Raw genomic sequence first — 25,707 nt, 5'->3', positions numbered from 1 at the left:
GGCGTTAGTCCTTTTTGACTGGCGTTACGCGATAACCAGCGCGTTCAAGGATGTGATCAAAGAGTGATGGCGTGCCTATAATTTCATCCGGACGTAATACCGTATCTCCTTTAACTAAACCATTTTCAACATAAAGCAAAATACGACCGGAAAAATTAGGGGAGACATGCAGTGAGACATTCAGCATAGGGATTTGGTTATCCATGATGCCCACCCATCACATTCAGTTCGTAAACGCCGCTTGCATACTGGTACAGAGAGCACTCAGAGCGAATCTTCGCGGCAAAGGTTAGATCCCAGCGGGAATACCATTCGCGGGCTTCTTCTTCGGTGTCGGCGGCAATGCGGATAACTACAGGCGTGCAGGTCTGCCCCTTCGGTATACCGAGGAATAGCCATGTAAATTTGGGGTGAGTTTGGGTATGCTGTGTTCCAGCCATAGTCGTTACTCCAGTTAACGGTTTGGTTAGAGGCCCGGTTGGTGTTAGCGCACTGCCGGGCTTCGTTGTCTGTGTCGCATAAAACTGCGACGTGTGATTCACAATAACCACTACTGAATCACATATCAATACTTTCTGTGATTTAAATTTTGTGTATACTGAATCACACTAATAAAATGGACAAACACCTATGGCTAAGAACACTATTAACGAGAAATCAAAACAGATATCCATTCGCATTCCTCACGACGTCTTAGATAGCATGGAAGTCCTCAAACGGCAGGACGAAAGCAGCGCAGGATTTATTGTTACCGCTATGCGGGGCGAGATAGCCCGCCGTAAAACACAAGGAACGACAGAAGATGCGATTATTTCAGCATTAGAGAAAATGGTAGATATCCGTGAGCGCGCGGCAAAAGCAAATAAAGAACTTGATACTCTCATCAAGATAGCGGACTGTGAAATAAAGAATAGCAAAAATTATAATAAGGACTAATTATGCTAAATTTTAAAGAATTATCCACTGATGGCCAAGACCTAGAACTATTAATGCGGGAAGTATTATTTGGACTAGGCCATAAAGTTTATTGGAGTGGTAAAGGTCCAGACGCAGGTAAAGACTTAATCTTTGTCGAAGAATTTAAAAGTGATTTTTCTCCTGCATCTAGAAAATGGTTAGTTCAATGCAAGCACAAAGCAGTGAGTGGTAATTCGGTAGGGACCGCCGACTTAGATGATATTATTGCTAGCTGTTATCAGCATGAATGCAATGGTTACCTTTTAGTAACATCAACTTATCCATCATCAACCGTATCACAAAGATTAGAAAATATCACAAAAAACCCAAAAACCGATATAACTGCAACATATTGGGACTATGTTAAACTTGAGCAAGTACTTTCATCACCTGATTTATGGTCTATCGCACAAAGATTTTTCCCTGGCAGTACAGACAAATGGAAAATATATGCAACAACTAGCCCAAATAACTGGGTAGCCAACTATTCTGGTTATTACTTCCACATTAACAATCGAATTGGTTCTGAATATAGATTTTACCTCCCTGATATCGAAAACAAAATTGTAGAAATTAATCGGGCTAATAATTCCATATCGGATAATCATTTCTTCAGATTAAGAAGTGTTTACTATGATGATAAGCATGGAACTTTTACATGGTATATTGATTACTTATATCCGCATGGAGAAGAACCTATTACAAATGAAGTCTACCTCGAAATGTTTTTTGATGATGATTGGAATCAAAATTATGATTTTAAAACAATAAAATATTCTAGCTTTAGCGACCATTATGACCGTGATCATTACGATTTCTATGATCCCCACGTTGGCCAGTTTCTTCTAGGTATGAGAAGATATTAAATTCATAATTTATCATAAAAATCAAGGCCCCTATATGGGGCCATAATTTTCTCAAGAGTGGCTTACTAGCCATTCCCCACGCACCCATGCCTGCACTTCAGACAACAAGTATCCCGTAGCGTTACGCCCTAACTTGCGACGCTTGGGGAACTTGCCCTCCTTTTCAAGTCGCCATCGAGTCGTATTTGATAACGTAGTCAACTTGCGGCACACTGGTTCACGGATAATTTGGTCTACATCAGGCATAAATTCAAAATCACTTTCTTCCACAATTGCAATTGGTTTCATATTAAGCCACCTCTCTTTTTAATACTTTCACTTTGGCGTTTTGATTAATCAATCCATCTAGGTAAGTAAACCATAGTTCTAAAGCCTCTGACTTTTTATTCATATACTGACTTCGATTATAAATTCCAGCCACTCCTCTTATTGTGTGTCCAAGCAAACTTTCTACGGCAAAAAAGTCACAGCCAAAATCATTTAAGTATGTAGAAATCGTTCTTCTGAAATCATGTAGAGTCCATGATGATTTATGCCCTAACCTCTTCCAGATCTTACCTACATCTGTACTTATTTGTTTCTGGTCACGATATGAACCTAGCATGTAATCGCGATATTTAGTTTCAGCATGAAGATTTACCAGCCACTGTTTTATGCCTTGAGGTATAGGTCTGATAATTTCTTTTTTATTCTTGCTATGTTCAGCAGGAACGGTCCATACCCAATTTTCAAAATCCCACTCACTCCAGGTTGATAACCTTACCTCACTCAATCGGCAACCAAATATCAGACATATTGTCATAACGCGCCGATTATAAAGAGAAGCAAGCGCCCATAGTTTTTCTTTAAAGATATGGTTACATACATCTCTTAACTCATCCTCTGAGAGAAATCTTTCTTTACGCTTTGCAAACTCACCAACATCGGTCATACGCAAATCATTAAGCACATTTGACACTGCAAATTGTCTTATCCGGCAAAATTTTAGTGCCTGTCTGACATCCGCAAAAACATATGCAGCCATAACTGGAGCATTCTTTTTAATCCTGTCAAAACACGCCATCCAGTCAGATAAGCCGCATTGCTCCAGAGGAAAATCACCAATGTGCGGGTAAATATGTAATCTGAACCTGTAGATCGCATCCTGATGCTTCACGCGCTTAACTGAAGCGTAGTTTTCATACCAGTAGTCTAGTGTTTCCTGAACCGTTACTGGCTTCAGTGTTTTTTCTGCACAAAGTTTTAACTGAATTCGAGGATCGCGATTTTCAGCTAACCATGCCCGGCATTGGTCACGCTTTTCTCTGGCCTGCTTAAGGCTCATATCCGGGTATCTTCCAAGAGTGAGCCAGAGAGGCGAAGAGTCGCGATCTCCCAGGCGATAAAAGAAAACGAAGCTAATTCCGCCTTTTTTACTGACCCTTGCAGATAGCCCTTTGCCGTCCGCAATATGCTTTTGCGCCGGCTGCACCTTCCCCATCAAAGCACGTAACGCTTTGTCGCTAAGTTTGTTCTCTGCCCCCATCTTACCCCTCCATTTGCAATACACATTGCAATACACAGTTACTCGTAACACCCGAAAACCCAGGAATCACCACGAATGCCAATGAAAGGTTAATTCATTTATTATCAATTGCTTGTGGTAAGCCCTGAACAGAAACGGGAGTAATTGAATGTCAGAGGTGCATAATAATCCTTAATGTCGCCAAGGCGGCGGATCACGCCGTGTAACAGACTCACCCCGCGTAACTGATGAAGACGTTTTCGCTGCGCGAGATGCAGCATATTCTCAGCAGCAACAGTTTTCAGTTCTGCGCTAAAACGCGTCATGTTGGCCGGATGGAATTTATATACTCGGTAGCCTGTCGGACGTCCCCAGTTATTCACAATAATGCCCTGACGGATCTGCTGCCCCGAGGTGCTGTTCAGGTTCATCGGCACAAAGTCAGCCTCAAGCAACTCCAGAGAAAATGGCACACTGGTCGAGTGAGTCAGACCAGCAACCGGCCCTCTCACAAGCTGGGTAAAAATTTCACCATCACGCAATGCGGAACGCAGCGCCAGCCGTTCCGCTTCCGGGCGGGTAAACATCCCGGTCACTTCCGGGCGAACTGACCATTCGGACCAGAGCGCGGAAATCTTTGCCGCAAATTCTTCATGCAGTTTTCCGTCCAGCCCCAGTGGCTGCGGTTCAACCTGAATCCCCTGGGCACCAATCACCCGCTCCTCGAGCTTATCCAGCAGACCAATTACAATGTCATGGTCTTCATCCAGCGCCCGCGCCTGCTCGCGCAGTGATACACCTGCAACACCAACAGCAGTGTCAGCCGCGCGGCTCTCGCGCTTCGTTTTATTAAGCCGGGAAGGCCGTGCCGCATCGTATGCCTGCAACAGCATTTTGTTTCTGGCGCGCGCGACTGCCCACCCTGGCGCAATCGCACCAAGTGCTCTGTCGAAAATACCCATGGAAGACCTTAATTAAATCTGGCGAGTTTGAAAGATCCACCGCGACGGTTCGCGGCAACCCAGCGTTTTTCCCAGTATTCCAGTTCTCTGCGAAGCGCCACGGGATCATGGTTAGTTATGGCGCGACCATTTACGCCCGTAAAAGACACACTTTTCCCGTCCAGGGAATCACGGTATGCCTGGCGTACAGTTACCAGCATCTGCTGAATTTCTGATTTCGTCACAGCCAGCCTCCGTTATCACTGACACCCAGCCAGCCACCAGAAAGCGGGCTGGACGGTTCAGTTACTGAAACAGAAGACGAACGTACAGGTACCGCTTTTTTCACAGTAATCTCCCTGGGGCGCTCCCCGTCAATGATGTTTGAATTACACTCCTGAGCGGCTGCCCATGCCGGAGGCTGTTCCCAGTCCCGGATTTTTTCATAACCACGCAGGACAGCGACGGCGTGGGCATAACAGAAAAGGTCAAAGGCTTCGTTATTGCCTTTTCCGGGCTTGCGCCATTTTCCGTCCGTACCGCGTTCTTCGTAGGTCAGTTCTTCGTAGAACCACTCCCCCAGCCAGTCAGGAAAATGGATATACCCGGCACCGGGTGTTTCACGCTCAAGGTTGTTACTGAGCTGATCTTTTAGCAGGTCTGTCTGCAACAGATATACCGGAACCTCACCACGCGCATCCGCCCGGCGATCGCTTCGGCCTGTGTTGTCAGGGTGCGTTTTGGTAATGATTTTCTGGCGTCTTGTGCTGTCACCTTTTATCAGGTAAACCCGTTTACCCAGTCCGTCACGACGACACTGGCGCCAGAATTTATAGGCGTTATCCGTTACCCCGTCTTCCCCGCCGCTGTCGACAGCCATTGCAAGAATGGGCATCCGTCGCGAAGGGTCTGACTGCAGCGCATAGGTTTTTTCGAGAACATCCGTAATGAGCAGTTGCCAGTCTTCCGGATAGGATCCGGGATGCACCTGCTGCGCCTCACCATTTTCATCACAACGCAGGGACTGGCGGATGTTATAGCGGTCCACCAGCCAGCGTTCGCCGTTTTCACCGTACCCGATGATCTGGACGACAAAACGGCGCTTCTTCCCGCCCTGCACATCCACCGACGCCAGAAGAAAACGGACTTTCGGCGGCACAAGCCGTTTGCCATAGTCTTCTGCCCGCAGCATCAGCACGTCAGCACGTCGCTGCTCACTGGCTGCACGGGGAAGATAAGGCAGCCCCCAGTCAGTATTAATTACCGTCTTGAGCGTTTCTTCGCTGCCGGTGGCCTCATAGTCCTGTTCCGCCGTCAGTAATTTGTAAACCAGTTGCGCCCATGTCTGGTATGCCGCCGCAGGTCCTTCCATCCAGAACGAAGCAATGCGCGAGCGTCGGGCTTCTCCGCTAATGTTGCCTTCACGGTCGATAGTCTGTCCCTCTCGTAACCAGACACCCTTTCCGTTCAGCTCCCGCTTCCTGTCGGCGGTAATCATGCCGCTACAATGCGGACAATCAATATGCGCCGCTTCACTGGCTTTTACCGGGTCAGACGTTTCCCGGTAGCCTGTCATCGCCTCCATGGCCGGTTGAAAGTATTCCCCGCAATGTGGACATGGCCAGTACCAGCGACGACGATCGCCGCGGTTATATAAAGAGAGGATCCCTGTAGTAGGAGGGGCTTCGTGAGGTGACTTTCTCCGCCACTTCGTATTGGTGATTTCCCTGCCCGGTGAACTCTCCACCAGCGTCATCCCCGCCGACATAAAGGTGGTGGTACGTTTTGAAGCAAGCGAAAATCCGTCCCCTTCCCCGTCGATATCTTCCGGGAAGCGATCGTAATCCGTCAGCGCGACACACTTAAAATCTGAGGACGACATGATGTTGATAGACGGCCAGCCTATCTTCAGGTAGTTCCCGGCAAGGAAAGTCCGGTCATGCACGTTGTTATCGTTGCGTGAGGGACTCAGCCGGCATGCCACCTCCGGGCTGACACGAAATGTTCGGGCCAGACGTTTTTTGGAGTGTTCGCGCGCTTTCTCTTCCGTCATCTGAATGATGAGCATGTCAGACGGATCACAGATAACGTTGTACACCACCCAGCCATCAATCAGACCAATGGTTTTACCCGTTCGGGCAGGGCCAACAAAAATGACAGCATCATATTCGCGTGATGCCAGGCAGTTCATCGGCTCCACAACATAAGGGGCAAGATTAGGATCCCACTCAACGGAGTTACCCACACCGACCGGAACACGCATATATTTATGTACGGCTTCGGCTACAGGCATTCGACGCGGTGCTCTGATGATCCCGGCAGTGTTTTTTCTTAGCTCCGCCGCCGTGGCCTGTCGCATGGCTTACTCCTCTTCTGGCGAACTGTCCTCCTGTTCCGGCGTATCTGCCTGCTCAACCTTCAGGGCTATCTGATCCCGCAGGTCATCGATGACTTTTTGAACCCGAACGACAGCTGCAGGCGTCATCGCGCAATCACGTTCAAGAATATCCGGCAGCGTTTCCAGCACCTGAACGACGGCTTTTGCCATCGATGAAAATTCTCGGGTAACTGTCGATGCCGGGATTAACTCACCTGTTTCCTGCTGGAATTTAAGCCTCTCGCGTTCAGACTGAAACCACGCCTTACGATCTGGCGGTAACATCTTATCGATATCCACCAGCTCGGGTGCCGTGGTTCGGCCCAGCAGTTCCCGGAGAATATCCACGACAGAATAAAGCTTGAGACGAGAATTACTGCCAGGGGCAGGCTCAACGTTATTCAGCCTGCTTGCGATCGTCTGACGATGAAGATCGGTCACCGCTGCCAACTGATTGATGTTGAGGCGAAGGTTTTTCAGTTCGTTATCCATGATGATGAACAATATTTAACCATTTCGACATCGTGAATAATTTCACGACTGAAATATCAACAAGTTAAGGGAATGATGATGATGTCGATAAAATGCAAAAAACCAGCCGTTTTCCGCGTGTCCTCGCCCCCTCGGTGTTCAGAATCTCCAGGAGGACCCGCGCAAATGATAGTAATTATCAATTATATTCAGCATCATCCACAGGTTAACTGTTCAAGCGTTTGACAAGAATTCAACTCGAAAAGCATCCCAGCACACAGCTGATGAAAGATATCTCTTTGATGTACGCGCGCAATGTGCACAAAAAAGCCCCGCAATTGCGAGGCCTGGGTTTATTTCTCTCTCGAACTACTTGTTGTGAATGACAAATAACGATTTACATTTAGGACAAAGCAACGCCTGTTGCTGTCGTACTTTCGTGGTCGATTGTGTGGAATTATGCCCACATATCGGACACATAACAGTCATGTTGGCTACAAGGCCAACGCGACGCATTGCGTTATCAAAATATGACATGATGGTTAACCTTTAAATGAGTATGGTTTACCATATCATAACCAGTTCATTTATTAACCAACCATTCTCGTATATTTGACATTATATCGATTTATCATAGTCATGCATGCCTACAGCAATACCAGTGATACCCTAAATTAGGCCAAAGATTAGCTATTAAGATTATTTTCTAATTCACCGTAATTGTAACTGTACTTCATTAGGCGCTGGAATAATCATTGGGGTTCTTCACAACCCAGTCACCTTTCCTGTCCTTTACAACCTCAATAAATTCATCAGCATGAGAATATGAACCGCCTTCATCTTCCCACTCATTTAACGAATGTAACCATTCATCTTGTGTCACGATTTTTCCTGTTACAGTACTACGCAAAAAAACTGTCATAACTATTTAGCCAGTAATTTTAGGAGTCGATTCACTTTGATTATAGGTTAGATATCACACAGCATTTCATATAGTTCTTGAATCTATATTAGATGAAATTCATTAGAACATTTTAATATATGTCAAATCATTATCAGCGATTTCCATGCATATTTATTCTGACTGCTATACTTTATAGATGACTAATTTTTGGAGATTTAGTTTATGTTTGGTACAAAAAAAGATAAAAACCATGTTATTCATGGTGAACTAGAGGAAAGTTATGGTGAGGCTCTGGAGTCACCTGACCATAAATTTAATGATACAGCAAGAAAATACGCATCCAGAGCAGGGGATGCAGTGCGAACAAGTACAGATAACATCAAGAGTCAGGTTGAGTCAAATCCAATGACGTGCGTCGCCGTAGTTGCGACAACCGCGTTTATAATTGGTTTTTTGATTGGGCGGCGTTAAATAATAAATGGCTCACACCGAGCCATTTAAACCGTAGAACACTTAAGTAGCAAAAATAAACAACATTGCTTATTATTTTTTATTTTAACTTTCATTTATACGAAGTTCTAATCGAATTCTCAACACATAAAAAACCGCCTAGATTACGACGGTTTATTATGATGCGTATCATTTAGGAGAATCCCTTTCAATTTCGGGATCATCTGGCTCTGAGGGTTCTCCGTCATCTGGATAAATAGGTTTATCTTCTCCAGGGAAGGGTAAATCTTCAGGCATCGGATCAACTATATCAGGACGGTCTGTCATAAAACCACCTTTAAATTACTAAAAAACAACAAAACATTATGTTTACTTTTGTGTTTTTTTAGTTTTATTCTTTTCCTCATCATCATTTTTTCTATCCTTGTTCTTAGATTGATCAGGAGATATGTTCATTGAGTAAAAATTCATGGAAAACTCCAATTTATTCTCCAGCAAGTCGCTGTGGTTATAGTATAGTCAAAAAAAACATAAAAATTAACGAGGCGGTTATTATTTCGCGCAAACACATCCATGTCATTAATTAATGAGAAATTAAAAAACCATACTTACAATTAATTTACATAATCCTATAGGGCGAGATTATTTTTATGTTTTCTAATTACCCGCATCGCTTCCAACCTTCCTCTGCCTTTTTATCTCTTCAATTTCTCTAATCCCTGCAAGTTGGTTGTTTGCCTTCTCTATTGCTGCAAGAAGAGGTTTAATCCAGAGTACGGCCTGGCAGTACGTCAGCGCGCTGGAGGCAACGGGACTATCACCGGTTGCGTCAGCGTCCCCGGAATCGGAGTACATTGCGCTGGCACGTAAACGGTTCGCGTAGTTGAGCAGCCCACCAGCGACATCAGCAGGAACAGGCATATCACAGGTTTTTTCACGTCGGAGAATCTCCCGGTATTCGATCACTGTTTTCTCGGTGCTGGCATCTATCAGTGAGTTAAGGCGATTGGCGTTCTCGGCTACCTGGTTAAACCGGTTGAAGTTGAAAGCCTGCGTGGTTATTACCGTCGCCTGTAGTGCGTTGTCGCTGCGCAGTACCCGATTGTCACTTTCGGATGTGGCCAAAGCGGCATCGCTGCGGGACAGCAGCACGCAGAGCACCGCGATGAAGATGATAGCTGCCATCCCAACAACAACGAGGCTTTTGTTCACTGGTCTATCCCCCAGCACGTCAACGCGCTTTCCTGGTCCCGTCTTTCTACCTGACCATAGCAACCATTCTTCTGGCCTTTGGTCAGACGACAATCGCGGCCATCGTCTTTAATCCACCAGCGAATGGCTTCACATGCACCTTTACGGTCGCCTGTATTAATTCGCTTATAGAAAGTAGACGGGAAGCATTTTCCGGGACCGATGTTATATGGGCAGAAAGATGCGATCCCGGCTTTCTGTGGTTCGGTCAGTGGTACCTTGATATTTCGCTCAACCCACGCTACCGCCTTGTCGCGTTCTTTGGCGTTCACCTGGGCGCACTTCTCAGCAGACAGTTTCATGCCCTGAACTACTGGCTTACCATCAACCATCGTGGCGCCACGGCAAATCGTCCAGAGTCCTCCGCCGTCGCGATACGCCGTCAAACTATTACCCTCTTTCTCATCCAGAAACTGATCGAGAATAACGGGCGCGGATGCCCCGGCAAGAATCAGACCAACGACCGCTGCGCTCAGCTTATTCTTCAGCTTTGGTGACATTGCCATTAAGCCGGTCCTCCCTTTCCTTTTGCCTGTAATACCAGTTCACTGCACAGGTGATTACCGTGCATGCGATACCGACAATAATTGCCCAGTCGCTCAGGCTTAACCCTGCAATTCTGTCGGCCAACATCCAGGACACCTCTTTTGCTGTTTCAGCTGTTTCGGCATATGCCTTCGCTGATACACCGCAGCCGGTCAGCGTGGTTCCTGTTCCATATGAAAGTCTGCTGTATATGGTGCTCATTCTGGTCATAACCTCACCTCCGATAATTCGGATGGCTCTGTGTTTTTTAGATGGGTAGGTTTCACAGGCTGTGATTTATCAATAAAACACTTAGCGGATATTTCACACGTACTCGAAATAAAAAATGTTCACCACAAAAAATTGAGATTAGCTGGATTATTTACCTGCACAGGAAAATCCAGTCCTCTGAATTCATTAGAGCGATATGACAAATAGTATAAAAGTACCAATTCACAAAACTTGCCCGCCAAGACACATTTCTTTTCAACCATGAGACTAAAATCAAAGCCGAACAAAAAACAGGAGGACTAAAGTGTACAATTCAATTTTAGTACCAATTGATGTTTCTGAAGCCGATTTGACTCGTCGGATCATACCCTATGTTCAGGCGCATTCTGTATTGAATACAGCTAGGGTTCACTTGTTAACTGTAGTTCCCACACTACCCTATTACTCATCATTCGGTCTGGCATATACAGCCGAAATGCCAAAAATAAAAGAATTTCAACATGCTGCATTATTAAAGCTGGATGAAATTGTAAAGCAATTCAAAATTCCTCAGGGAAAAATACAAACACACGCAGTCTCGGGTTCCCCAAAAGACAAAATACTTGAGCTAGCTAGCGCTATAGACGCTGATTTAATTATTATCGCCTCACATCGACCGGATATCACAACCTATCTCTTAGGTTCTACTGCCGCCGCAGTTGTTCGACACGCAAATTGCCCTGTTCTGGTGGTTCGGTAGCAAACTTAAGCCCGTGCACCGCGGGCTTAACAGTTAGTGCACCTGAAACAACGTTTAAGCTCTCCGCTCCTAGATTAACCAATTAACTTACAACAATTAAACTTGATCAGATACTCTGCCCTCAGGGGAATTCACCATCCAGATAGCGAACCTTTCCAAGAGTCTCTGCGTCATTAAAAATGAAATGATATCGATGTAATTCCTCCTAAAACTGTTTACAAGGTGTACTATCAGAAGCGGATTACAGTAAAAGATAAGGAGGTAAAATGTTCCACCAGATAGTTAAATCTTCGAAAATAAAATCCATAGGTTACTTTCCTTCAGAGAAAATTCTGGAGATAGAGTTTATTGAGTATGGTACCTACCAGTACGTTAGTGTTTCAGCAAAAACTTACAACGCCTTTCTGAAGGCCAAATCCAAAGGGCGTTTCTTTGATGGCGTGATCAAGGATAAATATCTTTGCCGAAAAATTGGATGATTCAGTACTATGATTCTGCGTTAGTTATTTGCCACTGTCGCTACATAAAAACTGTACCAAAAATGAGCCAAACACCACGTCCCAATCAATACCATTTACGAGGTCAAACACCCCAGCGTCTATCAGGTCACCTGCAGCAGTCGTGCCGGAAACATTATCGGACATTAAGCCTCCCTCTTTGCTATAAGGTCTCTCAAAACGAAGGGGAAGTAGCTTCAGTCTTCATGAGCTTGATTTATCAACAAAGCTCGTAGCAGATGATTCCAATGAACCTCTAAATGAAAAGGCCACCATGTGGCAGCCTCGAAGTAGGTTAGATTATTTACATTGGTGGAGTCAGAGGACCTTCTAACACCTCTGCTTCACCGTTATGGCAAATGTCATCGCCCCTTGTCAGATACCAGACACCTGTTATTGTTTTACCCGTTTCCAGATCATCAACAGTGTCATTCGTGTAATACGCTACCTGAACAACGCCAACATGCTGAATCCAGTAATAACCCTCTTTCATATATGTACCCATCCCGCCCTAGTTACAAAGCAGTATATGCCTTCGATTTTGCGGTTGGCGTTAGAAATTCTACATGTTGAATTAAGCGGCAACCTTGTTGCGCCAGCTTTTAGAGCATTACGTTGAAAACTACAAAAGGAATTTTACTCACCTTATTGCTGTGAGTCTTCTCAGAAATGCGGGGATGTGGAATCAGGCAACCGGGCTCTTTTGTGCAAATAAAAGTAAGGATGATTCCCGGTGCCTGAAAATGGTAATCCCCACATCCACAGGGGCGTGATGATCGTTATGTTTTGTTCAGTTTTTCCACCTCTTCGGTGGTCTGAATAAATCTGTCAGCTTCCAGTTCTACCCCGATCGCCCGACGGCCAAGTTCTATTGCAGCTTTCACAGTTGAACCTGAGCCCATAAAGAAATCGGCAACGATATCCCCTGGTCTGCTGCTGGCGCTAATGATCTGCTTCAGCATGTCGGCAGGTTTTTCGCATGGATGTTTGCCCGGATAAAACTGAACAGGCTTATGCGTCCATACGTCGGTATACGGAACAAGAGCGGAAACAGAGAAGCAGCGCCGGAGGGTTTTGTATTCCTCCAGCAATTCTGAATACTTGCGGTTTAATGACTGATAGGTAGCTACCAGCTGGTGGTGAGGATGTTCAAGCTTCTGCTGAATGTGCTTATCGATAGCGATCCGCGTGAACAGTTCCTGCAATTTTCTGTAGTCCACTTCATTTGGTAGTTGCCATTGGCTTGCACCAAACCAGTGTGACGCCATGTTTTTCTTTCCGGTTGCCTCAGCTATTTCTTTCGAGCTGACACCCAGTGATTCACGGGCATAACGGAAGTAATCAATCAGCGGCGTCATAATGTGCTGCTTTAGCTCTGTACTTTTCCTTTCGTAAACATCCTCTTTACCTGTGTACGGCCCAAGATAGTGCTCAGCAAACAAAATCCGTTCCGTAGATGGAAAGTACGCGCGCAGGCTTTCTTTGTTACAACCATTCCAGCGGCCCGATGGTTTTGCCCAAATTATGTGATTCAAAACGTTGAACCGAGCACGCATCATAATCTCTATATCTGAGGCCAGTCGGTGACCACAAAACAGGTAAATGCTGCCAGCAGGTTTAAGAACGCGAGCATACTCAGCCAGACAGCTATCAAGCCAGCGTAAGTAGTCCTCGTCCCCCTTCCATTGGTTGTCCCAGCCGTCGGGCTTCACTTTGAAGTACGGCGGATCCGTAACTATCAGGTCAATTGAGTTATCCGAGAGAGTTGCGACGTAATGCAGGCTATCAGCATTGATTAACTCAACACTGTTTATTTTTACAGTATTTTTCATAGATCAGTAAGCGTAACTCTGATAGGCTCACGTTGCTTTTGCGCTAAAGCAGTGGGCCTTGTTTAGCTTGTGACCTGAAAGCATGAGCTGATGGCTGGCCGGGTGCGCTAACACCCACCAGCCGCCCATTTTCACAGCAGGAAGCCCCCTATCAGGGGCATAATATATGTCAGATTAAAATTCTTGCCTTCGGCATTTCAGCCGCCGACCAATTGCCTTGGATACCGCGTCGTAAACGGCATGCTTATCACATTACATTACATTTTGCGGCCCGCGTTAATGAATTTAAACGACAAGGCCTTTATGCTGAGATGGTTCATAACAATCATTAAAGGATTAAATATGCAGGAAAATCTTTCATTCTCAGATCGTGATGAGTTTCAGCGCAAAGTTATCGCTGAAAATATAATCAAACTGTTGAAACCGGAAGCGGACATCTCACCACTGGTTATAGACGGAGACTGGGGAACAGGTAAAACTGAGTTTAGCATCAAGTTAAAAAACCTCATCACAGCTCAAGAACCCGAATCAAAAGTTGTCTATATAGATGCTTTTAAGGGAGATCATGCCGAGTCACCACTACTTTTGATTACTTCAGCAATAGCAAGTATCTTACCGGAAGAAGAACAGAAAACCTTCATAAAAAAAGCCCTTCCTGCAATTCGATTTGGATTGAAGACAGGCTTGAAAGCAAGCGCGGGCTGGGTCCTACGCCAAAATGCAGATAACATGGCCACAGAACTTCAAGAAGCCATAAAGAAAGCAAGCAATGCTGCAATTGACGGAACTATTGAGAATATTCTTGAAGATCACATGGAAGCGGAGAAAAACATAAATTCGCTTAAGAATTGCATCCAAGGATTATCTTCTCAACAGAAAACTGTAATTATTATCGATGAGTTAGATAGATGCAAGCCTAGTTTTTCCACTGCAATATTAGAAACTATAAAACATATTTTCGACACTGAGAATGTATATTTTATTCTTGTCACAAACACCACTCAACTAAGAGCTTCTATAAATCATATTTATGGTTACAGTCTCGATTCTCAAAAGTATCTCGATAAATTTATAAAATACACAATCACACTACCTGATACTTTTTTGAAAAATGGATTTGATGAATATAAAACATCTGTCGAATACTGGTCTCAACTCACTAAAGAAAACCCCAGTCTGTTGCTAATACATCAAGCTGCTGGAGATGAAATTTGCAAATTAATCTCTGATACAAATTTATCACTAAGAGAAACCCAAACATTCGCACGTAACTTAAACATCTTCCAAAAAATCAACGATAATACATTCACACAAAACACTGACTACTTATTCAAATTAATAATTATTGGCTCTGTATACATTCATTGTTTTGGTGATAAGTTACTACTCAAGGGGGATTTAAGTTCAGATAAAATTGATAAGCTAGCAGATCTTTTTAAGATAAAAAAAATACCTTATGAATTTTTAAGATCTAATGAAGTATCAAGAATAACAATACTCTTTTATGGGATTATAAAAGAAAATATTAACGTAAACAAAAAATTCGCACCACCTAACGAAGAACTTTTAGAAAAGTTTGATTCGTTCTATAAAAGACTTGAAGATGACTATTTTTATAATACAACTGTAAAAGAACAAGTAATTAAATACCTAAACCAGATGTCTTTTATCAAATAAAAAATGCCCCTGTTGGGGCGTTTTTTTAAGCATCCATATCTAGCTTTACATTAAGCATTGACAAACACCCTTCAATAAAACCTTCCGCCATCATCAACTCAACTCTAATCGTTTTTTCATCTTTTTTATTCCTTTTAGCAAGCCTTCGCTTTGGTATTCTATATAGATAATGTGCAACTAATAAAGAATGTTCATATGGTTTTCGGCTTTTCAGTCGCACCAAGCAACCTTCAATGATAAGCGCATCATCGTCGGTACATGACGGCCGGACTCTACCAGTTTGCGGCAGCAACCCCTTAAATCCTGCTGCAATAGGAGAATAGTCCACACCAGAACTATCACTGGAAGCCCACGCACCCCATCTTTCGAGCAGCATTTGAATATCACGCATTACTTTTCTCCATACACTTAAGCTTTCGCAATTACGCCGATCGCCAGCGCCCGATCCATAAAACGAAGTAGCAGCTCAAGCTGCGTACCATGCTTCTGCTCGAATGCCGGTACATCGGCGTGTAACTCGTCGTGGCACTCTCTGCACAGAGGGATCACGAAGAGGTCATGGGCTTTTGTTGCTGTACCACCCATACCGTGCCCTACGATATGGTGCGGATCATCTGCTGGCCGTCGGCAACACTCACAAGGTTGTGTTTTAACCCAGCGGGTGTACGTCTCATTTACCCAGCGGCGACGTTTTGGCCTGAGCATGAAAGACTCTGGCGACTCGGGAAAACCAGAATCACGCCGAATGACTTCCAGAATCCAGGATACCAGGTTACCGGCTGCTATACCTGCAAGCTGTTCGGTATGCTGCCCGGACAAAGTGTGATCACAATGCCAGCACAGGCGAATGCTTCCTGGTGAGTGCCGCATTGTTGTGAAGTTCTTGTCGTGCCACGATGAATGTGGCCACTGGCATTCAAACCGAGAACTCAGCCACTGCTCAAGGGAAGGAAGCCCGCCGGCACGTTGAATAACCCGCTCATTCCCGAAGACCTGCCGCATTACCGGATCATCAGCCAGCGGCTGAATGGCGGCGGGAACAGCCCCTGTACTGAATGACGCCATTTCTTCTGGTTCAGGCTCGAGCAGAACGCGACCGCGCATGAAGAGGTGCATCAGTTCCGCACCGGGCCGAAACAACACAATCCCCATACGATGGGCTACTTCAGGAGTTAACAAAACCCTCACGCCGCCTGTCCCCCTGCATTATGTTCAGCCCACAAACCACCAATCCAGCGTACCCCCCTGGCAGTGAAACGCGTCTGGCTGAATGCGTGGTTAGAAGTACTCGATGTTCCCGTCTTAACTTCAAATCTTCCCGCGGAAATGTGCTGCGCCATGGGGGTAAGTGTGCCGCCGAGGCGATACAGGATATTGCGTTCAATAAGGAACAGGCGGAACTCAGTTTCTTTTGCGTTGAGCAATTTGGCTACCTGCCGGAATGACATGGAGCCTTTTGCAGAACAATAACGATCAACAAACTCCACTTTTGGCGCCGCGGCTGCCAGCTGGATGGTCAGTTGCTCTTTCTGCTCGGCTAAATCAGCAGCCAGGCGAAGCGCTTCCGGCAATGAGCGGGGAACACTGACACTCTGCCCTTCTTCCAGTTCCTGCCAACGATCGACAACCGCGGCGGTAAATTCAGGTGACAGTCTGGCAACAATCACCAGAGAGTCGCGTTTGTTAAAACGATACTCCTGGTAAACATTGCCGTTATGCTCAAAATCGAACTGCGCCAACGGCGCGGTTAAAATTCCCGCAGCAATAAGACGCTCAGCCGAGCGTTTCACGTCACTGTGTTTACTCTGAACCAGATCCGCAATATCACGGCTGGACATTGTTACAACACCATTCACGATTAACTGGCTCATACTTTTCTCCATATCAGGCGGCTGCACCCGCCGGTTCATATCTGCTGATCGTTATCTCTACCCGACCTTTCGGCACAACGGGTCCCCATTCCACCAGCATGCGCTTAATCTGGCTGTCGTCTTCCCAGACACCCGCATGCGTCAGCGCGTCAAACAGGGCTTTGTTGTAATTATCGATATCCCGGCGGCGCGCATCCGGCGGGTACAGAGTGATTTCTACCGCTGCAAGTTCAGTCGATGGCTTTGGAAGGCGTCGTAATTGCTCAATGATCGCCACGCAGGCAGCGCTCTGGTATTTACGGCCATCAGCGCTAATGAGGTGACGACCGGCCAGCGGCCCCTTGTTAGGGGCGCGCCAGTAAGTATTCACGCTCGGAGGGAACGGGAGCACAAGTTTCATGCCACCTCCTGCTGTTGCACTGCACACAGTTCCGGAAGATTTGCCACCACCAGCGTCTGGCAATATTTGTTTAACGTCATCCTCTGAACCCCTCTGGAATCGTTGTATCAACCGGACCAAAAGCCATCACATCGCGCTTTTTCGCACCCCAGTCAGCGCGTTTAGGCCGTCCCTTCTGATCCCAGCGGGTGGCGCTTTGCAGATAGCTCTCGAATTTCTTCGGGCCAAACAGCGTTTCCGGTCGCATGTACTGGTACTGCTCGTCGTTCTCGTGCCAGTGCTCATGCTTCAGGTCGATAACCAGTTGCAGGTCTGCAACGCTGTACCCCTCACGCAGTCGGGCACGGATATTCTCCAGGGATGTTTTTGATTTCTGATACCGGGATCCGCTGCTCTGGTTCAAATGGGTCAGAACCAAAATCGCCTGGTCAGTAATCACGACTTCAGGGTCTGGTTGCGCTGCAACCGGACAAGAGGGTTTTGAAGTTACTTGTGGATCTTGTTTTGATTTTACTGACGGATCCCCGCCAGATTCTGACGGGTCAAAACCGCCGTTTTTGCCAGATTTCGACGGGTCAGTTTTTGAGGCGTCAAATTTTGATGCGTCAGATTTTGACGTGTCAGAATCTGGCAGTTGAGAAAATGCAGCAGACTGAAGTTTCGCCACATTCAGGCGGTACACGTTTGAAGCATTACGGTTACCATTACGACGCTGTGTACGCGTGAGCCAGCCATCTTTTTCAAGCTTAGCGATTGCCGTTCTGATAGTGCTCGGCCCCGCGCCAAGCTGGCGAGCAATAGTTTCAATGGACGGCCAGCACACCCCCTCATCGCTGCTGAAATCAGCAAGGCGAGCCATGATCGCGACACTAGACAACTTCATGCCCGACGCCGCGCAACCATCCCATACGTAGCCGGTTAATTTAGTGCTCATGATCGTCCGTTATCTCCCTGAACTTTTGCATGAAATGCTCAAGTGGGCTGAAGCATTCGTGCGGGTAGCCATCACGCAGATAGATAACGCGCTGTGTTTCTGGCTCCCAGCGGATAACACGGACTGGCACTCCGCGGTGGTCTTTGAACCTTCGGTTAAGTTCGCGCACAGGCGTTTTGCCCTCCGGTTGTAGACCCCCACAATTGAAACCGCCCTACTGTGGTTACACGGAACCCAGCGGTTTGATAATCTGCGTTCATACCGAAACAACGGAGTACCCGAAACCGGGATCATCCTGAGTTGCGGTAGACGGTTAAAAGCCGTTAAACTGCTCATGCGGATTATTTCTCCATACTCGAAGAGTTGTTCGCCAAGGCGCCCGGAGCTGCACACTCGCGGGCGTCACTCTTTTCTGGAAGGCAATAAACTCGCGAAATCAGGTTCAGAAACGTCATAAGCGTTACCCGGAACTGGTAGGCAATTTCGTTCAGACTGTCCCACTCCCCTTTATCAACCACACCATCATCGATGTATCGACGATATGCGTTAACCAGGTCACCAAGCCTGCACACCAGATCAGCCAGCTTTAAGCCAATCTCTTCGTTCTCTGTTTCTGGTGCCGCGCCCGGGATATGGATCCCGTTGTCTGTTTGACGAGAAAACGCATCAGCTATGTAGCTAACACCGGCGGCTTTCTGTAAAACCATCGCCCATCCCATAGGGAAGATCTGATCCCCGTCGACACGAAGGCGGTTAAACAATGCGTTTTCTGTTACCCCCAACCATTCCGCCGCTTCGGCGTAGCCACCAGGCAGGTCGGTAATCGTCTTTTTTATCGCAGCCACCAGCCATGCTGGCTGACGTTCAACTTTCCAAATAGGTTCGTTACCCACGGTTAACCCCTTATTTCTGTGGTTTTCGTTAAGCAGCAGAATGGTTAATCTTTTGCGGACGGCTAATTTTTTTAATCAGCTCCGCTGAATATTTCCCGGAAGATGCGACAGCAATCTGCTCTGCGTAATGAGTTTCTCCAGTGAAATCAGTGCGCGGGAGACAGCCTTTTTCAATCCACTTATAGATCGCCCGTGGGCTGCATCCACATGCGGTTGATATAGACTGCACACCTATTGCTTTGATTACTTCAGAGAGGCTGGGTAGCTTTTCTGTTTGCATAAACACTCCATTAAAGTGAACTTAAAGTACATAATATGTCGGAACTGATAGTTCATGCAAGTACGTCTATGATTGAACCTATGGTTCAAGAAGAAGAAGCGCGTAAACAGTTCTCCAAAAGGCTTGCGCAAGCCTGTGAAAAAGCGGGGTTTCACTCTCATGGTCGTCAAGCTGAGATCGCGAAAAGAATGGGCCTCACACCAAAAGCCATAAGCAAATGGTTTAATGGAGAATCGATTCCCCGCAGGGGACGCTTGCAAGAGCTAGCTGCTCTTGTAGGGACTAGTTCCGCCTATTTACTTGGCGATACACAGGAAGACGGGATCCAAGGGGGGCGCTTGAAGACCCGTAACGACGTTTTTCGAATCGATGTTCTTGATATTTGTGTCAGCGCAGGGCCAGGTATTATTAACAGTGAATTTGTTGAGGTTTTGCGCTCAGTAGAGTACTCAGTGGAAGATGCACGCCGCATGTTTAATGGCAGAAATCCAGAGCAGATTAGAATTATCAACGTTCGAGGAGATAGCATGTCTGGAACGATTGAGCCTGGGGATCTTCTCTTCGTTGACATTAGTGTTCAACACTTCGATGGTGACGGAATCTATGCCTTCATTTACGACGATACCTCCCACGTTAAGCGCCTGCAAAAAATGAAAGATAAGCTGCTTGTCATCTCCGATAACAAGACTTACCGCCCTTGGGAACCGATCGAGAAAGATGAAATGAATAAAATATTTGTTTTCGGAAAGATCATCGGCAGCATGCCTCAGACCTATCGAAAACACGGATAACCCCCCTAGCCCCGTCAACTATCTCTCCAAACAGCCATTGGCTTGAACATAAACCCCAATGGCTAAAATTAAATTACCTTTAAGTTCATAACGTTGCTTCAGCGTGAACTTTTCACACGAAAATATTGAACCAAAAGTACTTTACTAAATTGAACTTATGGTACATATTAATCCCATCAACAGCGAACAGGCAGGACGCCCACGAAGTAGCCGCCGGTGGCATATGAATAACCGGATGATTCGCCAAAGTGTGGAGATAGTCAGTGGATAAGAATGCGAAAGCGCTTTTCGAGAAGATTGCAGGCTTAGAACAAGCTGCAAAAAGAGGGTTGCAGATTAACGAAGAGCTCCAACAGCCATTAGCTGAAGGACAGGTCATATCCGTTGATTACTGCAACGCAACGTTAAAAAGCTGTGCTCTGTTTCGTAAGTGGTTTAGCGAGTACGTCGGATCATAAGAATTGATTGCTGTTCAGACATGCCATAACCCTGAACGAAAACATCAATATCTTCATCCTCAGTCTCATTCAGAAATGTTTCGCCTCCGAGTCTATGGAGATCACCGGATATGACGTGCCCTTTCTCGACATCATATCCTCCGAGAAGCTCTGCAACCGTGAACTCCCCCTTAGGGTCACGGATAACGATATAACCGATACGGTGCTCATGATGAACGACGACTCCGCGCATGCTGTTTCCTTTTTGGCTGTGTGAGAACACCAAGATACCACCGCGCCTGATGTGGTTAAAAGCAGGCCAAAGCAATAACAAGTAACTTCCTGTTCTGGCGGCCCGGTGTTTTCCCGTGTATTTCCGGTAACCGCCAGCCTTTTTCAAGGCACAACATGAAAGCGCACTCCTTCACTTACCAGTTATGGGTGACAGGTGTGAAACAGGTGGAGTGTGCTTCCAGTTATGGCATTAACTCAGTTTGATAGAGCAACGGCCTTCTAAACCGTAGGTCGCAGGTTCGAATCCTGCATGCGCACCAGAATCACATTGTCAAAGTGATTCAAGGAAGTAAGAAGCTGCGTGGAGTCTTGGCGGTACCAGTAACAAACTTTGAAGTCCCTAATAGACAAGTTGCTGTCCATAACAACATAATATTGCCATTCGGAACATCAAAAAAGGAAATATAATGTTTAAACCACTTACCAGCTTTAACAGCTCACAAAAGATAGCCATTTTAACAGTAGTATTAACCTTAGTCACTTCTGCCTTCGGGCTATTTAGTAGCTTAAAAAATTCCCTTAGCATTATCACCCAAGATCCACGAGAGGAGATCATTACAATAAAAAAAGATTCTGATTTATATAAGTCTATTAGTATGATTGATCATTATAGAAGTGAAACCATTGAATTACAGAACACACTTAACAGCTTGAAAAACACATCCACACTTACACCTGACAATCTGAGAATTGAAGATCTTGAATCGAAGATTAAAACATTACAAATGAAGTTGGATAACATGAATTCTATCATTGTTTCATCCCCTGAAAAGGCGTTATCACTTCCTATGATGCGCAAAGATATAGATTCTCTAGATAAATCAATAAGTGTTCTTAGTAGTTTTACTGAGAATCAGTTCGAAAGATTTTACAATCTTTTTTTATGGATTTGCGGGACATTAGTTTTAAGTGTTGTTGGTCTAGGATTAAGTTTCTTCCTGTCGAATAAATCTAGCTCTAAATAAAACTTTCCGGGTGCAGCCGGGTTGTATGGAGAGAATAATGTCGCGAATGATCCCCTTACTTGACTGGGCAAAAGAGGAATTTGGAGAGCAAGCACCAAGTGAACGTATATTGAAAAAATATGCAAAGGGAAAAATGATGGTACCTCCAGCAATTAAAGTTGGTCGCTGCTGGATGGTTGATCGTAATGCACGATTTGTAGGGATGCTTGTAGAACCGAAAATTCCGACTTCAGCCAGCCCAAGATTACAACGGATAATTGCTGATGGCTGCTAGACCACGCACTCATAAAATCTCAATACCTAACCTGTATTGCAAGCTCGATAAGCGTACTGGGAAAGTGTATTGGCAATACAAGCATCCTGTTTCAGGGCGCTTTCACAGCCTTGGAACTGACGAAGTGGAAGCAAAGCAGGTCGCTACAGAAGCAAATACCATTATTGCTGAACAACGTACGCGGCAGATACTAAGCGTGAATGACCGATTAGCCCGCATGAAAGGGAAAAGAACTGATATCACCGTTACAGAGTGGATTGATAAATACATAGCAATTCAGGACGAGCGACTGAAGAATAATGAGCTTCGCCCAAACTCATATCTGCAGAAGAATAAACCCCTGAGATTATTCAGGGAGCACTGCGGAATGCAACACCTCAAGGATATTTCGACGCTGGACATTGCGGAGATAACTGATGCGATAAAGGCCGAAGGGCATAACAGAATGGCTCAGATCGTTCGTATGGTGTTGATCGATGTTTTCAAAGAAGCTCAACATTCAGGTCACGTTCCACCGGGATATAACCCAGCAATAGCCAGCAAGCAGCCAAGATATAAAGTTACCAGGCAGAGACTGTCATTTGATGAATGGACCAAAATCTACGAAGCAGCCGAAAATCAGCAACCTTATTTACAATGTGGGATGTTACTGGCATTAGTCACCGGCCAGAGACTGGGAGATATTTGCAAAATGAAATTTTCCGACGTCTGGGATGATATGCTGCATATAGAGCAAGAAAAGACAGGCTCCCGACTTGCATTACCACTGAGCCTAAAATGTGAAATTCTGGGATTAACTTTACGCGAGGTAATCTCAAAATGTCGTGACGCCGTAGTAAGCAAATATCTTGTTCACTACCGACATACTACCTCACAAGCAACCAGAGGTGATGGCGTTTCATCAAATAGCTTGACTACAACATTTAAGAAAGCCAGAGATAAATGCGGCATTGAATGGGAGGCAGGAACCGCCCCAACCTTTCATGAGCAACGATCGCTTTCAGAAAGAATATATAGAGAACAAGGAATTGATACACAGAAATTATTGGGACATAAATCAAGAAAAATGACAGACAAATATAACGACGACAGAGGTAAGGATTGGATAGTTGTAGAAGTAAAAACAGGGTGAGCATGCCTGGTTTTTGGGGAAACGTTTTGGGGAGAGTTTTGGGGAAAGAATTTTGAAGGAACAAAAAAACGGGAACCACTCGGCTCCCGTTCTCATACAACCCAAGATCTGGATTACATGTTTTCGATGATCGCGTCACCAAACTCTGAACATTTCAGCAGCTTAGCGCCGTCCATCAGACGTTCGAAGTCATAGGTCACGGTCTTGGCGTTGATTGCGCCTTCCATACCTTTAACAATCAGGTCAGCCGCTTCTACCCAACCCATGTGGCGCAGCATCATTTCAGCAGACAGGATGATTGAACCTGGGTTCACTTTATCCTGGCCTGCATACTTCGGAGCGGTACCATGGGTTGCTTCGAACAGTGCGCATTCGTCACCGATGTTTGCACCCGGAGCGATACCGATACCACCAACCTGTGCAGCCAGTGCATCGGAGATATAGTCACCATTCAGGTTCATACAGGCGATAACGTCATACTCAGCCGGACGCAGCAGGATCTGTTGCAGGAACGCATCTGCGATAACGTCCTTAACCACGATCTCTTTACCAGTTTTCGGGTTCTTAATTTTAACCCACGGGCCACCGTCGATCAGTTCACCACCGAACTCTTCACGCGCTAACTGGTAACCCCAGTCTTTGAACGCGCCTTCGGTGAACTTCATAATGTTACCTTTGTGTACCAGGGTAACAGAATCACGGTCGTTAGCGATGGCGTATTCAATCGCTGCACGAACCAGACGTTTGGTTCCTTCTTCAGAACACGGCTTGATACCAATGCCGCAATGTTCCGGGAAGCGAATTTTCTTCACGCCCATCTCTTCGCGCAGGAATTTAATCACTTTCTCAGCATCAGCCGAGTCAGCTTTCCACTCGATACCTGCGTAGATGTCTTCAGAGTTTTCACGGAAAATGACCATATCGGTCAGTTCAGGATGCTTAACCGGGCTTGGGGTGCCCTGGTAGTAACGTACCGGACGCAGACAAACGTACAGGTCAAGTTCCTGGCGCAGTGCTACGTTCAGAGAGCGAATACCGCCGCCAACTGGCGTAGTCAGTGGGCCTTTGATGGCAACACGGTAGTCACGAATCAGATCAAGGGTTTCAGCAGGCAGCCAGACATCCTGGCCGTAGACTTGGGTGGATTTCTCGCCGGTGTAGATTTCCATCCACGAGATTTTACGCTCGCCTTTATAGGCTTTCTCGACAGCAGCATCGACTACTTTAATCATCGGTGGGGTTACATCAACGCCGATACCGTCGCCTTCAATGAACGGGATAATCGGATTTTCAGGAACGTTGAGTTTGCCGTTTTGCAGGGTGATCTTCTTACCTTCCGCCGGAACAACTACTTTGCTTTCCATTCACCTCTCCTTCGAGCGCTTCTGGTTCTGCTCGTCTGTCATCACGCTGCATGTGCGTTTGCGTCCTGCTACACGGATGCGTTAGAGCAACTTTTGTTAATGATTTGTAATGAGCGTGTCAATACTACCCTATTGTTCGCCGCCATGAAAGACACTCGTTCTTAGGCTATAATGCGGCAATTGATATAATCTGAAAATACCATGCAAAAAACTTCTTTTAGAAATCACCGGGTTGAGCGATTCAGCTCACGACAAGTCACTAAACAGCGTAAAGAAAACCAGCCAAAACGCGTGGTTTTGTTCAATAAACCCTACGATGTTTTGCCGCAATTTACTGACGAAGCGGGCCGAAGAACGTTAAAAGATTTTATTCCTGTACAGGGTGTCTATGCCGCTGGCCGTTTAGATCGGGACAGCGAAGGACTTTTAGTGCTAACTAATGATGGAGCACTACAGACCCGTCTGACACAACCGGGCAAGCGCACCGGAAAAATCTATTACGTCCAGGTAGAAGGTGAACCAACACCGGAAGCCCTGGAGGCCCTGCGCAATGGTGTGACGCTCAACGATGGCCCAACGCTACCAGCGGGCATTGAGATTGTTGAAGAACCAGAGTGGTTGTGGCCAAGAAATCCGCCTATACGCGAACGGAAAAATATTCCCACCAGTTGGTTGAAAATCACTTTGTATGAAGGTCGTAACCGCCAGGTGAGGCGTATGACGGCGCACGTTGGTTTCCCTACGCTGCGTCTGATCCGTTATGCGATGGGCAACTACACCCTGGAAAGCCTTGCTAACGGTGAATGGCGGGAAGTGCAGCCATAGCATCGTCTCTTAATGCAACCATTAA

General features: G+C 45.9%; 38 protein-coding genes. 11 read left to right on the top strand and 27 right to left on the bottom strand.

All coding sequences use genetic code 11. The annotated features are described in order from the left end of the window. Nucleotides 1-4 precede the first annotated feature (4 nt). Entirely contained in the window at nt 5-205 is a 201-nt protein-coding gene (locus LG384_RS09270; protein ID WP_096940677.1) for a hypothetical protein, read from the bottom strand. After that, nucleotides 198-440, bottom strand: coding sequence for a host cell division inhibitor Icd-like protein (locus LG384_RS09265; protein WP_199969859.1), 243 nt, complete (start codon nt 438-440; stop codon nt 198-200). Before LG384_RS09265 ends, LG384_RS09270 begins: the two co-directional genes overlap by 8 nt. Before the next feature lie 190 nt (nt 441-630). Between LG384_RS09265 and LG384_RS09260 the strand changes: the two genes are divergently transcribed. Then, on the top strand, nt 631-936 hold the full coding sequence (locus tag LG384_RS09260) for a YlcI/YnfO family protein (RefSeq protein ID WP_199969862.1): 306 nt from the start codon (nt 631-633) through the stop codon (nt 934-936). A 2-nt stretch (nt 937-938) separates the two neighbouring features. Beyond that, a complete protein-coding gene (locus tag LG384_RS09255) occupies nt 939-1,823 on the top strand; it encodes a restriction endonuclease (RefSeq protein ID WP_160438531.1) in 885 nt (294 codons plus the stop codon). 51 nt (nt 1,824-1,874) lie between these two features. On the opposite strand, the gene LG384_RS09250 is transcribed toward LG384_RS09255, so the two are convergent. The 8 genes from LG384_RS09250 to LG384_RS09215 all read right to left on the bottom strand — a co-directional run bounded on the left by LG384_RS09250 (nt 1,875) and on the right by LG384_RS09215 (nt 7,999). Continuing rightward, a complete protein-coding gene (locus LG384_RS09250; RefSeq protein ID WP_160438529.1) occupies nt 1,875-2,111 on the bottom strand; it encodes an AlpA family transcriptional regulator in 237 nt (78 codons plus the stop codon). 1 nt (nt 2,112) lies between these two features. After that, a complete protein-coding gene (locus LG384_RS09245; protein ID WP_199969864.1) occupies nt 2,113-3,348 on the bottom strand; it encodes a site-specific integrase in 1,236 nt (411 codons plus the stop codon). Between the two features lie 104 nt (nt 3,349-3,452). Next, entirely contained in the window at nt 3,453-4,289 is an 837-nt protein-coding gene (locus tag LG384_RS09240) for a phage portal protein (protein ID WP_225760799.1), read from the bottom strand. An 8-nt stretch (nt 4,290-4,297) separates the two neighbouring features. Then, nucleotides 4,298-4,513: a hypothetical protein gene (locus LG384_RS09235; RefSeq protein WP_225760798.1), complete on the bottom strand. Its 216-nt coding sequence runs from the start codon at nt 4,511-4,513 to the stop codon at nt 4,298-4,300. After that, nucleotides 4,510-6,627, bottom strand: coding sequence for a phage terminase large subunit family protein (locus tag LG384_RS09230; protein WP_225760797.1), 2,118 nt, complete (start codon nt 6,625-6,627; stop codon nt 4,510-4,512). Before LG384_RS09230 ends, LG384_RS09235 begins: the two co-directional genes overlap by 4 nt. 3 nt (nt 6,628-6,630) lie before the next feature. After that, the gene (locus LG384_RS09225; protein WP_016150425.1) at nt 6,631-7,137 is read right to left on the bottom strand and encodes a DUF1441 family protein; all 507 of its coding nucleotides are present in this window, start codon (nt 7,135-7,137) and stop codon (nt 6,631-6,633) included. Nucleotides 7,138-7,485: 348 nt separating this feature from the next. Further along, complete coding sequence (locus tag LG384_RS09220) at nt 7,486-7,653, bottom strand: YnfU family zinc-binding protein (protein ID WP_225760796.1); 168 nt, start codon at nt 7,651-7,653, stop codon at nt 7,486-7,488. A gap of 199 nt (nt 7,654-7,852) precedes the next feature. Next, a complete protein-coding gene (locus tag LG384_RS09215; protein ID WP_225760795.1) occupies nt 7,853-7,999 on the bottom strand; it encodes a hypothetical protein in 147 nt (48 codons plus the stop codon). A 243-nt stretch (nt 8,000-8,242) separates the two neighbouring features. On the opposite strand from LG384_RS09215, the gene LG384_RS09210 reads away from it, so the two are divergent. Next, on the top strand, nt 8,243-8,491 hold the full coding sequence (locus LG384_RS09210) for a CsbD family protein (RefSeq protein ID WP_225760527.1): 249 nt from the start codon (nt 8,243-8,245) through the stop codon (nt 8,489-8,491). Between the two features lie 168 nt (nt 8,492-8,659). Here the strand turns inward: LG384_RS09210 and LG384_RS09205 are convergent, their stop codons facing one another. The 4 genes from LG384_RS09205 to LG384_RS09190 all read right to left on the bottom strand — a co-directional run bounded on the left by LG384_RS09205 (nt 8,660) and on the right by LG384_RS09190 (nt 10,477). Continuing rightward, a complete protein-coding gene (locus tag LG384_RS09205; RefSeq protein ID WP_181631352.1) occupies nt 8,660-8,797 on the bottom strand; it encodes a hypothetical protein in 138 nt (45 codons plus the stop codon). A 330-nt stretch (nt 8,798-9,127) separates the two neighbouring features. Further along, a complete protein-coding gene (locus LG384_RS09200) occupies nt 9,128-9,655 on the bottom strand; it encodes a hypothetical protein (RefSeq protein WP_225761290.1) in 528 nt (175 codons plus the stop codon). Nucleotides 9,656-9,678: 23 nt separating this feature from the next. Beyond that, entirely contained in the window at nt 9,679-10,227 is a 549-nt protein-coding gene (locus tag LG384_RS09195) for a lysozyme (RefSeq protein ID WP_225760794.1), read from the bottom strand. Beyond that, nucleotides 10,199-10,477 carry a phage holin gene (locus tag LG384_RS09190; RefSeq protein WP_225760793.1) on the bottom strand — a complete coding sequence of 93 codons (279 nt, stop codon included), beginning with the start codon at nt 10,475-10,477 and terminating at the stop codon, nt 10,199-10,201. The genes LG384_RS09195 and LG384_RS09190 overlap by 29 nt, the downstream gene beginning before the upstream one ends. Before the next feature lie 304 nt (nt 10,478-10,781). On the opposite strand from LG384_RS09190, the gene uspF reads away from it, so the two are divergent. Then, nucleotides 10,782-11,216, top strand: a complete 435-nt coding sequence (gene uspF / locus LG384_RS09185; protein ID WP_225760792.1) for a universal stress protein UspF — start codon at nt 10,782-10,784, stop codon at nt 11,214-11,216. Nucleotides 11,217-11,482: 266 nt separating this feature from the next. Next, nucleotides 11,483-11,695: a KTSC domain-containing protein gene (locus LG384_RS09180; RefSeq protein ID WP_225760791.1), complete on the top strand. Its 213-nt coding sequence runs from the start codon at nt 11,483-11,485 to the stop codon at nt 11,693-11,695. A gap of 24 nt (nt 11,696-11,719) precedes the next feature. On the opposite strand, the gene LG384_RS09175 is transcribed toward LG384_RS09180, so the two are convergent. The 3 genes from LG384_RS09175 to LG384_RS09165 form a co-directional block, all read right to left on the bottom strand. Beyond that, nucleotides 11,720-11,860: a putative holin gene (locus LG384_RS09175; protein ID WP_225760790.1), complete on the bottom strand. Its 141-nt coding sequence runs from the start codon at nt 11,858-11,860 to the stop codon at nt 11,720-11,722. 157 nt (nt 11,861-12,017) lie between these two features. Then, the gene (locus LG384_RS09170) at nt 12,018-12,206 is read right to left on the bottom strand and encodes a hypothetical protein (protein WP_225760789.1); all 189 of its coding nucleotides are present in this window, start codon (nt 12,204-12,206) and stop codon (nt 12,018-12,020) included. A gap of 286 nt (nt 12,207-12,492) precedes the next feature. Beyond that, nucleotides 12,493-13,545: a site-specific DNA-methyltransferase gene (locus LG384_RS09165; protein ID WP_225760788.1), complete on the bottom strand. Its 1,053-nt coding sequence runs from the start codon at nt 13,543-13,545 to the stop codon at nt 12,493-12,495. A gap of 342 nt (nt 13,546-13,887) precedes the next feature. On the opposite strand from LG384_RS09165, the gene LG384_RS09160 reads away from it, so the two are divergent. Beyond that, nucleotides 13,888-15,222: a P-loop NTPase fold protein gene (locus LG384_RS09160; protein ID WP_225760787.1), complete on the top strand. Its 1,335-nt coding sequence runs from the start codon at nt 13,888-13,890 to the stop codon at nt 15,220-15,222. 25 nt (nt 15,223-15,247) lie between these two features. Here the strand turns inward: LG384_RS09160 and LG384_RS09155 are convergent, their stop codons facing one another. The 8 genes from LG384_RS09155 to LG384_RS09120 form a co-directional block, all read right to left on the bottom strand. Continuing rightward, nucleotides 15,248-15,613: an antiterminator Q family protein gene (locus LG384_RS09155; protein WP_225760786.1), complete on the bottom strand. Its 366-nt coding sequence runs from the start codon at nt 15,611-15,613 to the stop codon at nt 15,248-15,250. A gap of 17 nt (nt 15,614-15,630) precedes the next feature. Further along, nucleotides 15,631-16,410, bottom strand: a complete 780-nt coding sequence (locus LG384_RS09150) for a DUF968 domain-containing protein (RefSeq protein WP_225760785.1) — start codon at nt 16,408-16,410, stop codon at nt 15,631-15,633. Then, nucleotides 16,407-17,093, bottom strand: coding sequence for a phage antirepressor KilAC domain-containing protein (locus tag LG384_RS09145; RefSeq protein WP_225760784.1), 687 nt, complete (start codon nt 17,091-17,093; stop codon nt 16,407-16,409). Before LG384_RS09145 ends, LG384_RS09150 begins: the two co-directional genes overlap by 4 nt. Before the next feature lie 13 nt (nt 17,094-17,106). Further along, a complete protein-coding gene (locus LG384_RS09140) occupies nt 17,107-17,493 on the bottom strand; it encodes a RusA family crossover junction endodeoxyribonuclease (protein WP_003034741.1) in 387 nt (128 codons plus the stop codon). A gap of 76 nt (nt 17,494-17,569) precedes the next feature. Next, on the bottom strand, nt 17,570-18,427 hold the full coding sequence (locus LG384_RS09135) for a conserved phage C-terminal domain-containing protein (protein WP_225760783.1): 858 nt from the start codon (nt 18,425-18,427) through the stop codon (nt 17,570-17,572). Continuing rightward, nucleotides 18,417-18,596: a DUF4222 domain-containing protein gene (locus LG384_RS09130; RefSeq protein WP_225760782.1), complete on the bottom strand. Its 180-nt coding sequence runs from the start codon at nt 18,594-18,596 to the stop codon at nt 18,417-18,419. The genes LG384_RS09135 and LG384_RS09130 overlap by 11 nt, the downstream gene beginning before the upstream one ends. A 172-nt stretch (nt 18,597-18,768) precedes the next feature. Then, nucleotides 18,769-19,320 (bottom strand): YmfL family putative regulatory protein, encoded by a 552-nt coding sequence (locus LG384_RS09125; protein ID WP_225760781.1) that lies wholly within the window; start codon nt 19,318-19,320, stop codon nt 18,769-18,771. Nucleotides 19,321-19,348: 28 nt separating this feature from the next. Then, nucleotides 19,349-19,600 (bottom strand): DNA-binding protein, encoded by a 252-nt coding sequence (locus tag LG384_RS09120; RefSeq protein ID WP_181517282.1) that lies wholly within the window; start codon nt 19,598-19,600, stop codon nt 19,349-19,351. A gap of 68 nt (nt 19,601-19,668) precedes the next feature. On the opposite strand from LG384_RS09120, the gene LG384_RS09115 reads away from it, so the two are divergent. After that, nucleotides 19,669-20,391 carry a S24 family peptidase gene (locus tag LG384_RS09115; RefSeq protein WP_225760780.1) on the top strand — a complete coding sequence of 241 codons (723 nt, stop codon included), beginning with the start codon at nt 19,669-19,671 and terminating at the stop codon, nt 20,389-20,391. A 435-nt stretch (nt 20,392-20,826) separates the two neighbouring features. On the opposite strand, the gene LG384_RS09110 is transcribed toward LG384_RS09115, so the two are convergent. Beyond that, entirely contained in the window at nt 20,827-21,081 is a 255-nt protein-coding gene (locus tag LG384_RS09110; protein ID WP_225760779.1) for a hypothetical protein, read from the bottom strand. A gap of 448 nt (nt 21,082-21,529) precedes the next feature. Between LG384_RS09110 and LG384_RS09105 the strand changes: the two genes are divergently transcribed. From LG384_RS09105 to LG384_RS09095, 3 genes are read left to right on the top strand one after another with little or no spacing between them, the layout of a single operon-like run. After that, nucleotides 21,530-22,087 carry a hypothetical protein gene (locus tag LG384_RS09105; RefSeq protein WP_225760778.1) on the top strand — a complete coding sequence of 186 codons (558 nt, stop codon included), beginning with the start codon at nt 21,530-21,532 and terminating at the stop codon, nt 22,085-22,087. Nucleotides 22,088-22,124: 37 nt separating this feature from the next. Continuing rightward, nucleotides 22,125-22,361, top strand: coding sequence for an excisionase (locus LG384_RS09100; protein WP_087878718.1), 237 nt, complete (start codon nt 22,125-22,127; stop codon nt 22,359-22,361). Then, nucleotides 22,351-23,493: a phage integrase Arm DNA-binding domain-containing protein gene (locus LG384_RS09095; RefSeq protein ID WP_225760777.1), complete on the top strand. Its 1,143-nt coding sequence runs from the start codon at nt 22,351-22,353 to the stop codon at nt 23,491-23,493. Before LG384_RS09100 ends, LG384_RS09095 begins: the two co-directional genes overlap by 11 nt. Nucleotides 23,494-23,606: 113 nt before the next feature. Here the strand turns inward: LG384_RS09095 and icd are convergent, their stop codons facing one another. Beyond that, entirely contained in the window at nt 23,607-24,857 is a 1,251-nt protein-coding gene (gene icd / locus LG384_RS09090; RefSeq protein ID WP_198904455.1) for an NADP-dependent isocitrate dehydrogenase, read from the bottom strand. Nucleotides 24,858-25,058: 201 nt separating this feature from the next. Between icd and rluE the strand changes: the two genes are divergently transcribed. Then, the gene (gene rluE / locus LG384_RS09085; RefSeq protein ID WP_225760776.1) at nt 25,059-25,682 is read left to right on the top strand and encodes a 23S rRNA pseudouridine(2457) synthase RluE; all 624 of its coding nucleotides are present in this window, start codon (nt 25,059-25,061) and stop codon (nt 25,680-25,682) included. Nucleotides 25,683-25,707: the final 25 nt, after the last annotated feature.

Source organism: Citrobacter sp. Marseille-Q3906 (assembly GCF_916618775.1).
Taxonomy (GTDB): Bacteria; Pseudomonadota; Gammaproteobacteria; order Enterobacterales; family Enterobacteriaceae; genus Citrobacter; species Citrobacter murliniae.
The sequence above is the reverse complement of the archived record's forward strand: the minus strand, read 5'-3'. Positions and strand labels throughout refer to the sequence as shown.

What these genes read in the sequence shown, in the direction of transcription:
- LG384_RS09240 (WP_225760799.1), bottom strand. Translation starts at nt 4,289, where the DNA reads ATGGGTATTTTCGACAGAGCACTTGGTGCGATTGCGCCAGGGTGGGCA.
- LG384_RS09250 (WP_160438529.1), bottom strand. Translation starts at nt 2,111, where the DNA reads ATGAAACCAATTGCAATTGTGGAAGAAAGTGATTTTGAATTTATGCCT.
- LG384_RS09160 (WP_225760787.1), top strand. Translation starts at nt 13,888, where the DNA reads ATGCAGGAAAATCTTTCATTCTCAGATCGTGATGAGTTTCAGCGCAAA.
- LG384_RS09190 (WP_225760793.1), bottom strand. Translation starts at nt 10,477, where the DNA reads ATGACCAGAATGAGCACCATATACAGCAGACTTTCATATGGAACAGGA.
- LG384_RS09120 (WP_181517282.1), bottom strand. Translation starts at nt 19,600, where the DNA reads ATGCAAACAGAAAAGCTACCCAGCCTCTCTGAAGTAATCAAAGCAATA.
- icd (WP_198904455.1), bottom strand. Translation starts at nt 24,857, where the DNA reads ATGGAAAGCAAAGTAGTTGTTCCGGCGGAAGGTAAGAAGATCACCCTG.
- LG384_RS09155 (WP_225760786.1), bottom strand. Translation starts at nt 15,613, where the DNA reads ATGCGTGATATTCAAATGCTGCTCGAAAGATGGGGTGCGTGGGCTTCC.
- LG384_RS09270 (WP_096940677.1), bottom strand. Translation starts at nt 205, where the DNA reads ATGGATAACCAAATCCCTATGCTGAATGTCTCACTGCATGTCTCCCCT.
- LG384_RS09200 (WP_225761290.1), bottom strand. Translation starts at nt 9,655, where the DNA reads ATGGCAGCTATCATCTTCATCGCGGTGCTCTGCGTGCTGCTGTCCCGC.
- LG384_RS09255 (WP_160438531.1), top strand. Translation starts at nt 939, where the DNA reads ATGCTAAATTTTAAAGAATTATCCACTGATGGCCAAGACCTAGAACTA.
- LG384_RS09100 (WP_087878718.1), top strand. Translation starts at nt 22,125, where the DNA reads ATGTCGCGAATGATCCCCTTACTTGACTGGGCAAAAGAGGAATTTGGA.
- LG384_RS09110 (WP_225760779.1), bottom strand. Translation starts at nt 21,081, where the DNA reads ATGCGCGGAGTCGTCGTTCATCATGAGCACCGTATCGGTTATATCGTT.
- LG384_RS09115 (WP_225760780.1), top strand. Translation starts at nt 19,669, where the DNA reads ATGATTGAACCTATGGTTCAAGAAGAAGAAGCGCGTAAACAGTTCTCC.
- LG384_RS09165 (WP_225760788.1), bottom strand. Translation starts at nt 13,545, where the DNA reads ATGAAAAATACTGTAAAAATAAACAGTGTTGAGTTAATCAATGCTGAT.
- LG384_RS09205 (WP_181631352.1), bottom strand. Translation starts at nt 8,797, where the DNA reads ATGACAGACCGTCCTGATATAGTTGATCCGATGCCTGAAGATTTACCC.
- LG384_RS09105 (WP_225760778.1), top strand. Translation starts at nt 21,530, where the DNA reads ATGTTTAAACCACTTACCAGCTTTAACAGCTCACAAAAGATAGCCATT.
- LG384_RS09225 (WP_016150425.1), bottom strand. Translation starts at nt 7,137, where the DNA reads ATGGATAACGAACTGAAAAACCTTCGCCTCAACATCAATCAGTTGGCA.
- LG384_RS09230 (WP_225760797.1), bottom strand. Translation starts at nt 6,627, where the DNA reads ATGCGACAGGCCACGGCGGCGGAGCTAAGAAAAAACACTGCCGGGATC.
- LG384_RS09145 (WP_225760784.1), bottom strand. Translation starts at nt 17,093, where the DNA reads ATGAGCCAGTTAATCGTGAATGGTGTTGTAACAATGTCCAGCCGTGAT.
- LG384_RS09140 (WP_003034741.1), bottom strand. Translation starts at nt 17,493, where the DNA reads ATGAAACTTGTGCTCCCGTTCCCTCCGAGCGTGAATACTTACTGGCGC.
- LG384_RS09095 (WP_225760777.1), top strand. Translation starts at nt 22,351, where the DNA reads ATGGCTGCTAGACCACGCACTCATAAAATCTCAATACCTAACCTGTAT.
- LG384_RS09210 (WP_225760527.1), top strand. Translation starts at nt 8,243, where the DNA reads ATGTTTGGTACAAAAAAAGATAAAAACCATGTTATTCATGGTGAACTA.
- LG384_RS09135 (WP_225760783.1), bottom strand. Translation starts at nt 18,427, where the DNA reads ATGAGCACTAAATTAACCGGCTACGTATGGGATGGTTGCGCGGCGTCG.
- rluE (WP_225760776.1), top strand. Translation starts at nt 25,059, where the DNA reads ATGCAAAAAACTTCTTTTAGAAATCACCGGGTTGAGCGATTCAGCTCA.
- LG384_RS09245 (WP_199969864.1), bottom strand. Translation starts at nt 3,348, where the DNA reads ATGGGGGCAGAGAACAAACTTAGCGACAAAGCGTTACGTGCTTTGATG.
- LG384_RS09220 (WP_225760796.1), bottom strand. Translation starts at nt 7,653, where the DNA reads ATGTCATATTTTGATAACGCAATGCGTCGCGTTGGCCTTGTAGCCAAC.
- LG384_RS09170 (WP_225760789.1), bottom strand. Translation starts at nt 12,206, where the DNA reads ATGAAAGAGGGTTATTACTGGATTCAGCATGTTGGCGTTGTTCAGGTA.
- LG384_RS09265 (WP_199969859.1), bottom strand. Translation starts at nt 440, where the DNA reads ATGGCTGGAACACAGCATACCCAAACTCACCCCAAATTTACATGGCTA.
- LG384_RS09260 (WP_199969862.1), top strand. Translation starts at nt 631, where the DNA reads ATGGCTAAGAACACTATTAACGAGAAATCAAAACAGATATCCATTCGC.
- LG384_RS09180 (WP_225760791.1), top strand. Translation starts at nt 11,483, where the DNA reads ATGTTCCACCAGATAGTTAAATCTTCGAAAATAAAATCCATAGGTTAC.
- LG384_RS09175 (WP_225760790.1), bottom strand. Translation starts at nt 11,860, where the DNA reads ATGTCCGATAATGTTTCCGGCACGACTGCTGCAGGTGACCTGATAGAC.
- LG384_RS09195 (WP_225760794.1), bottom strand. Translation starts at nt 10,227, where the DNA reads ATGGCAATGTCACCAAAGCTGAAGAATAAGCTGAGCGCAGCGGTCGTT.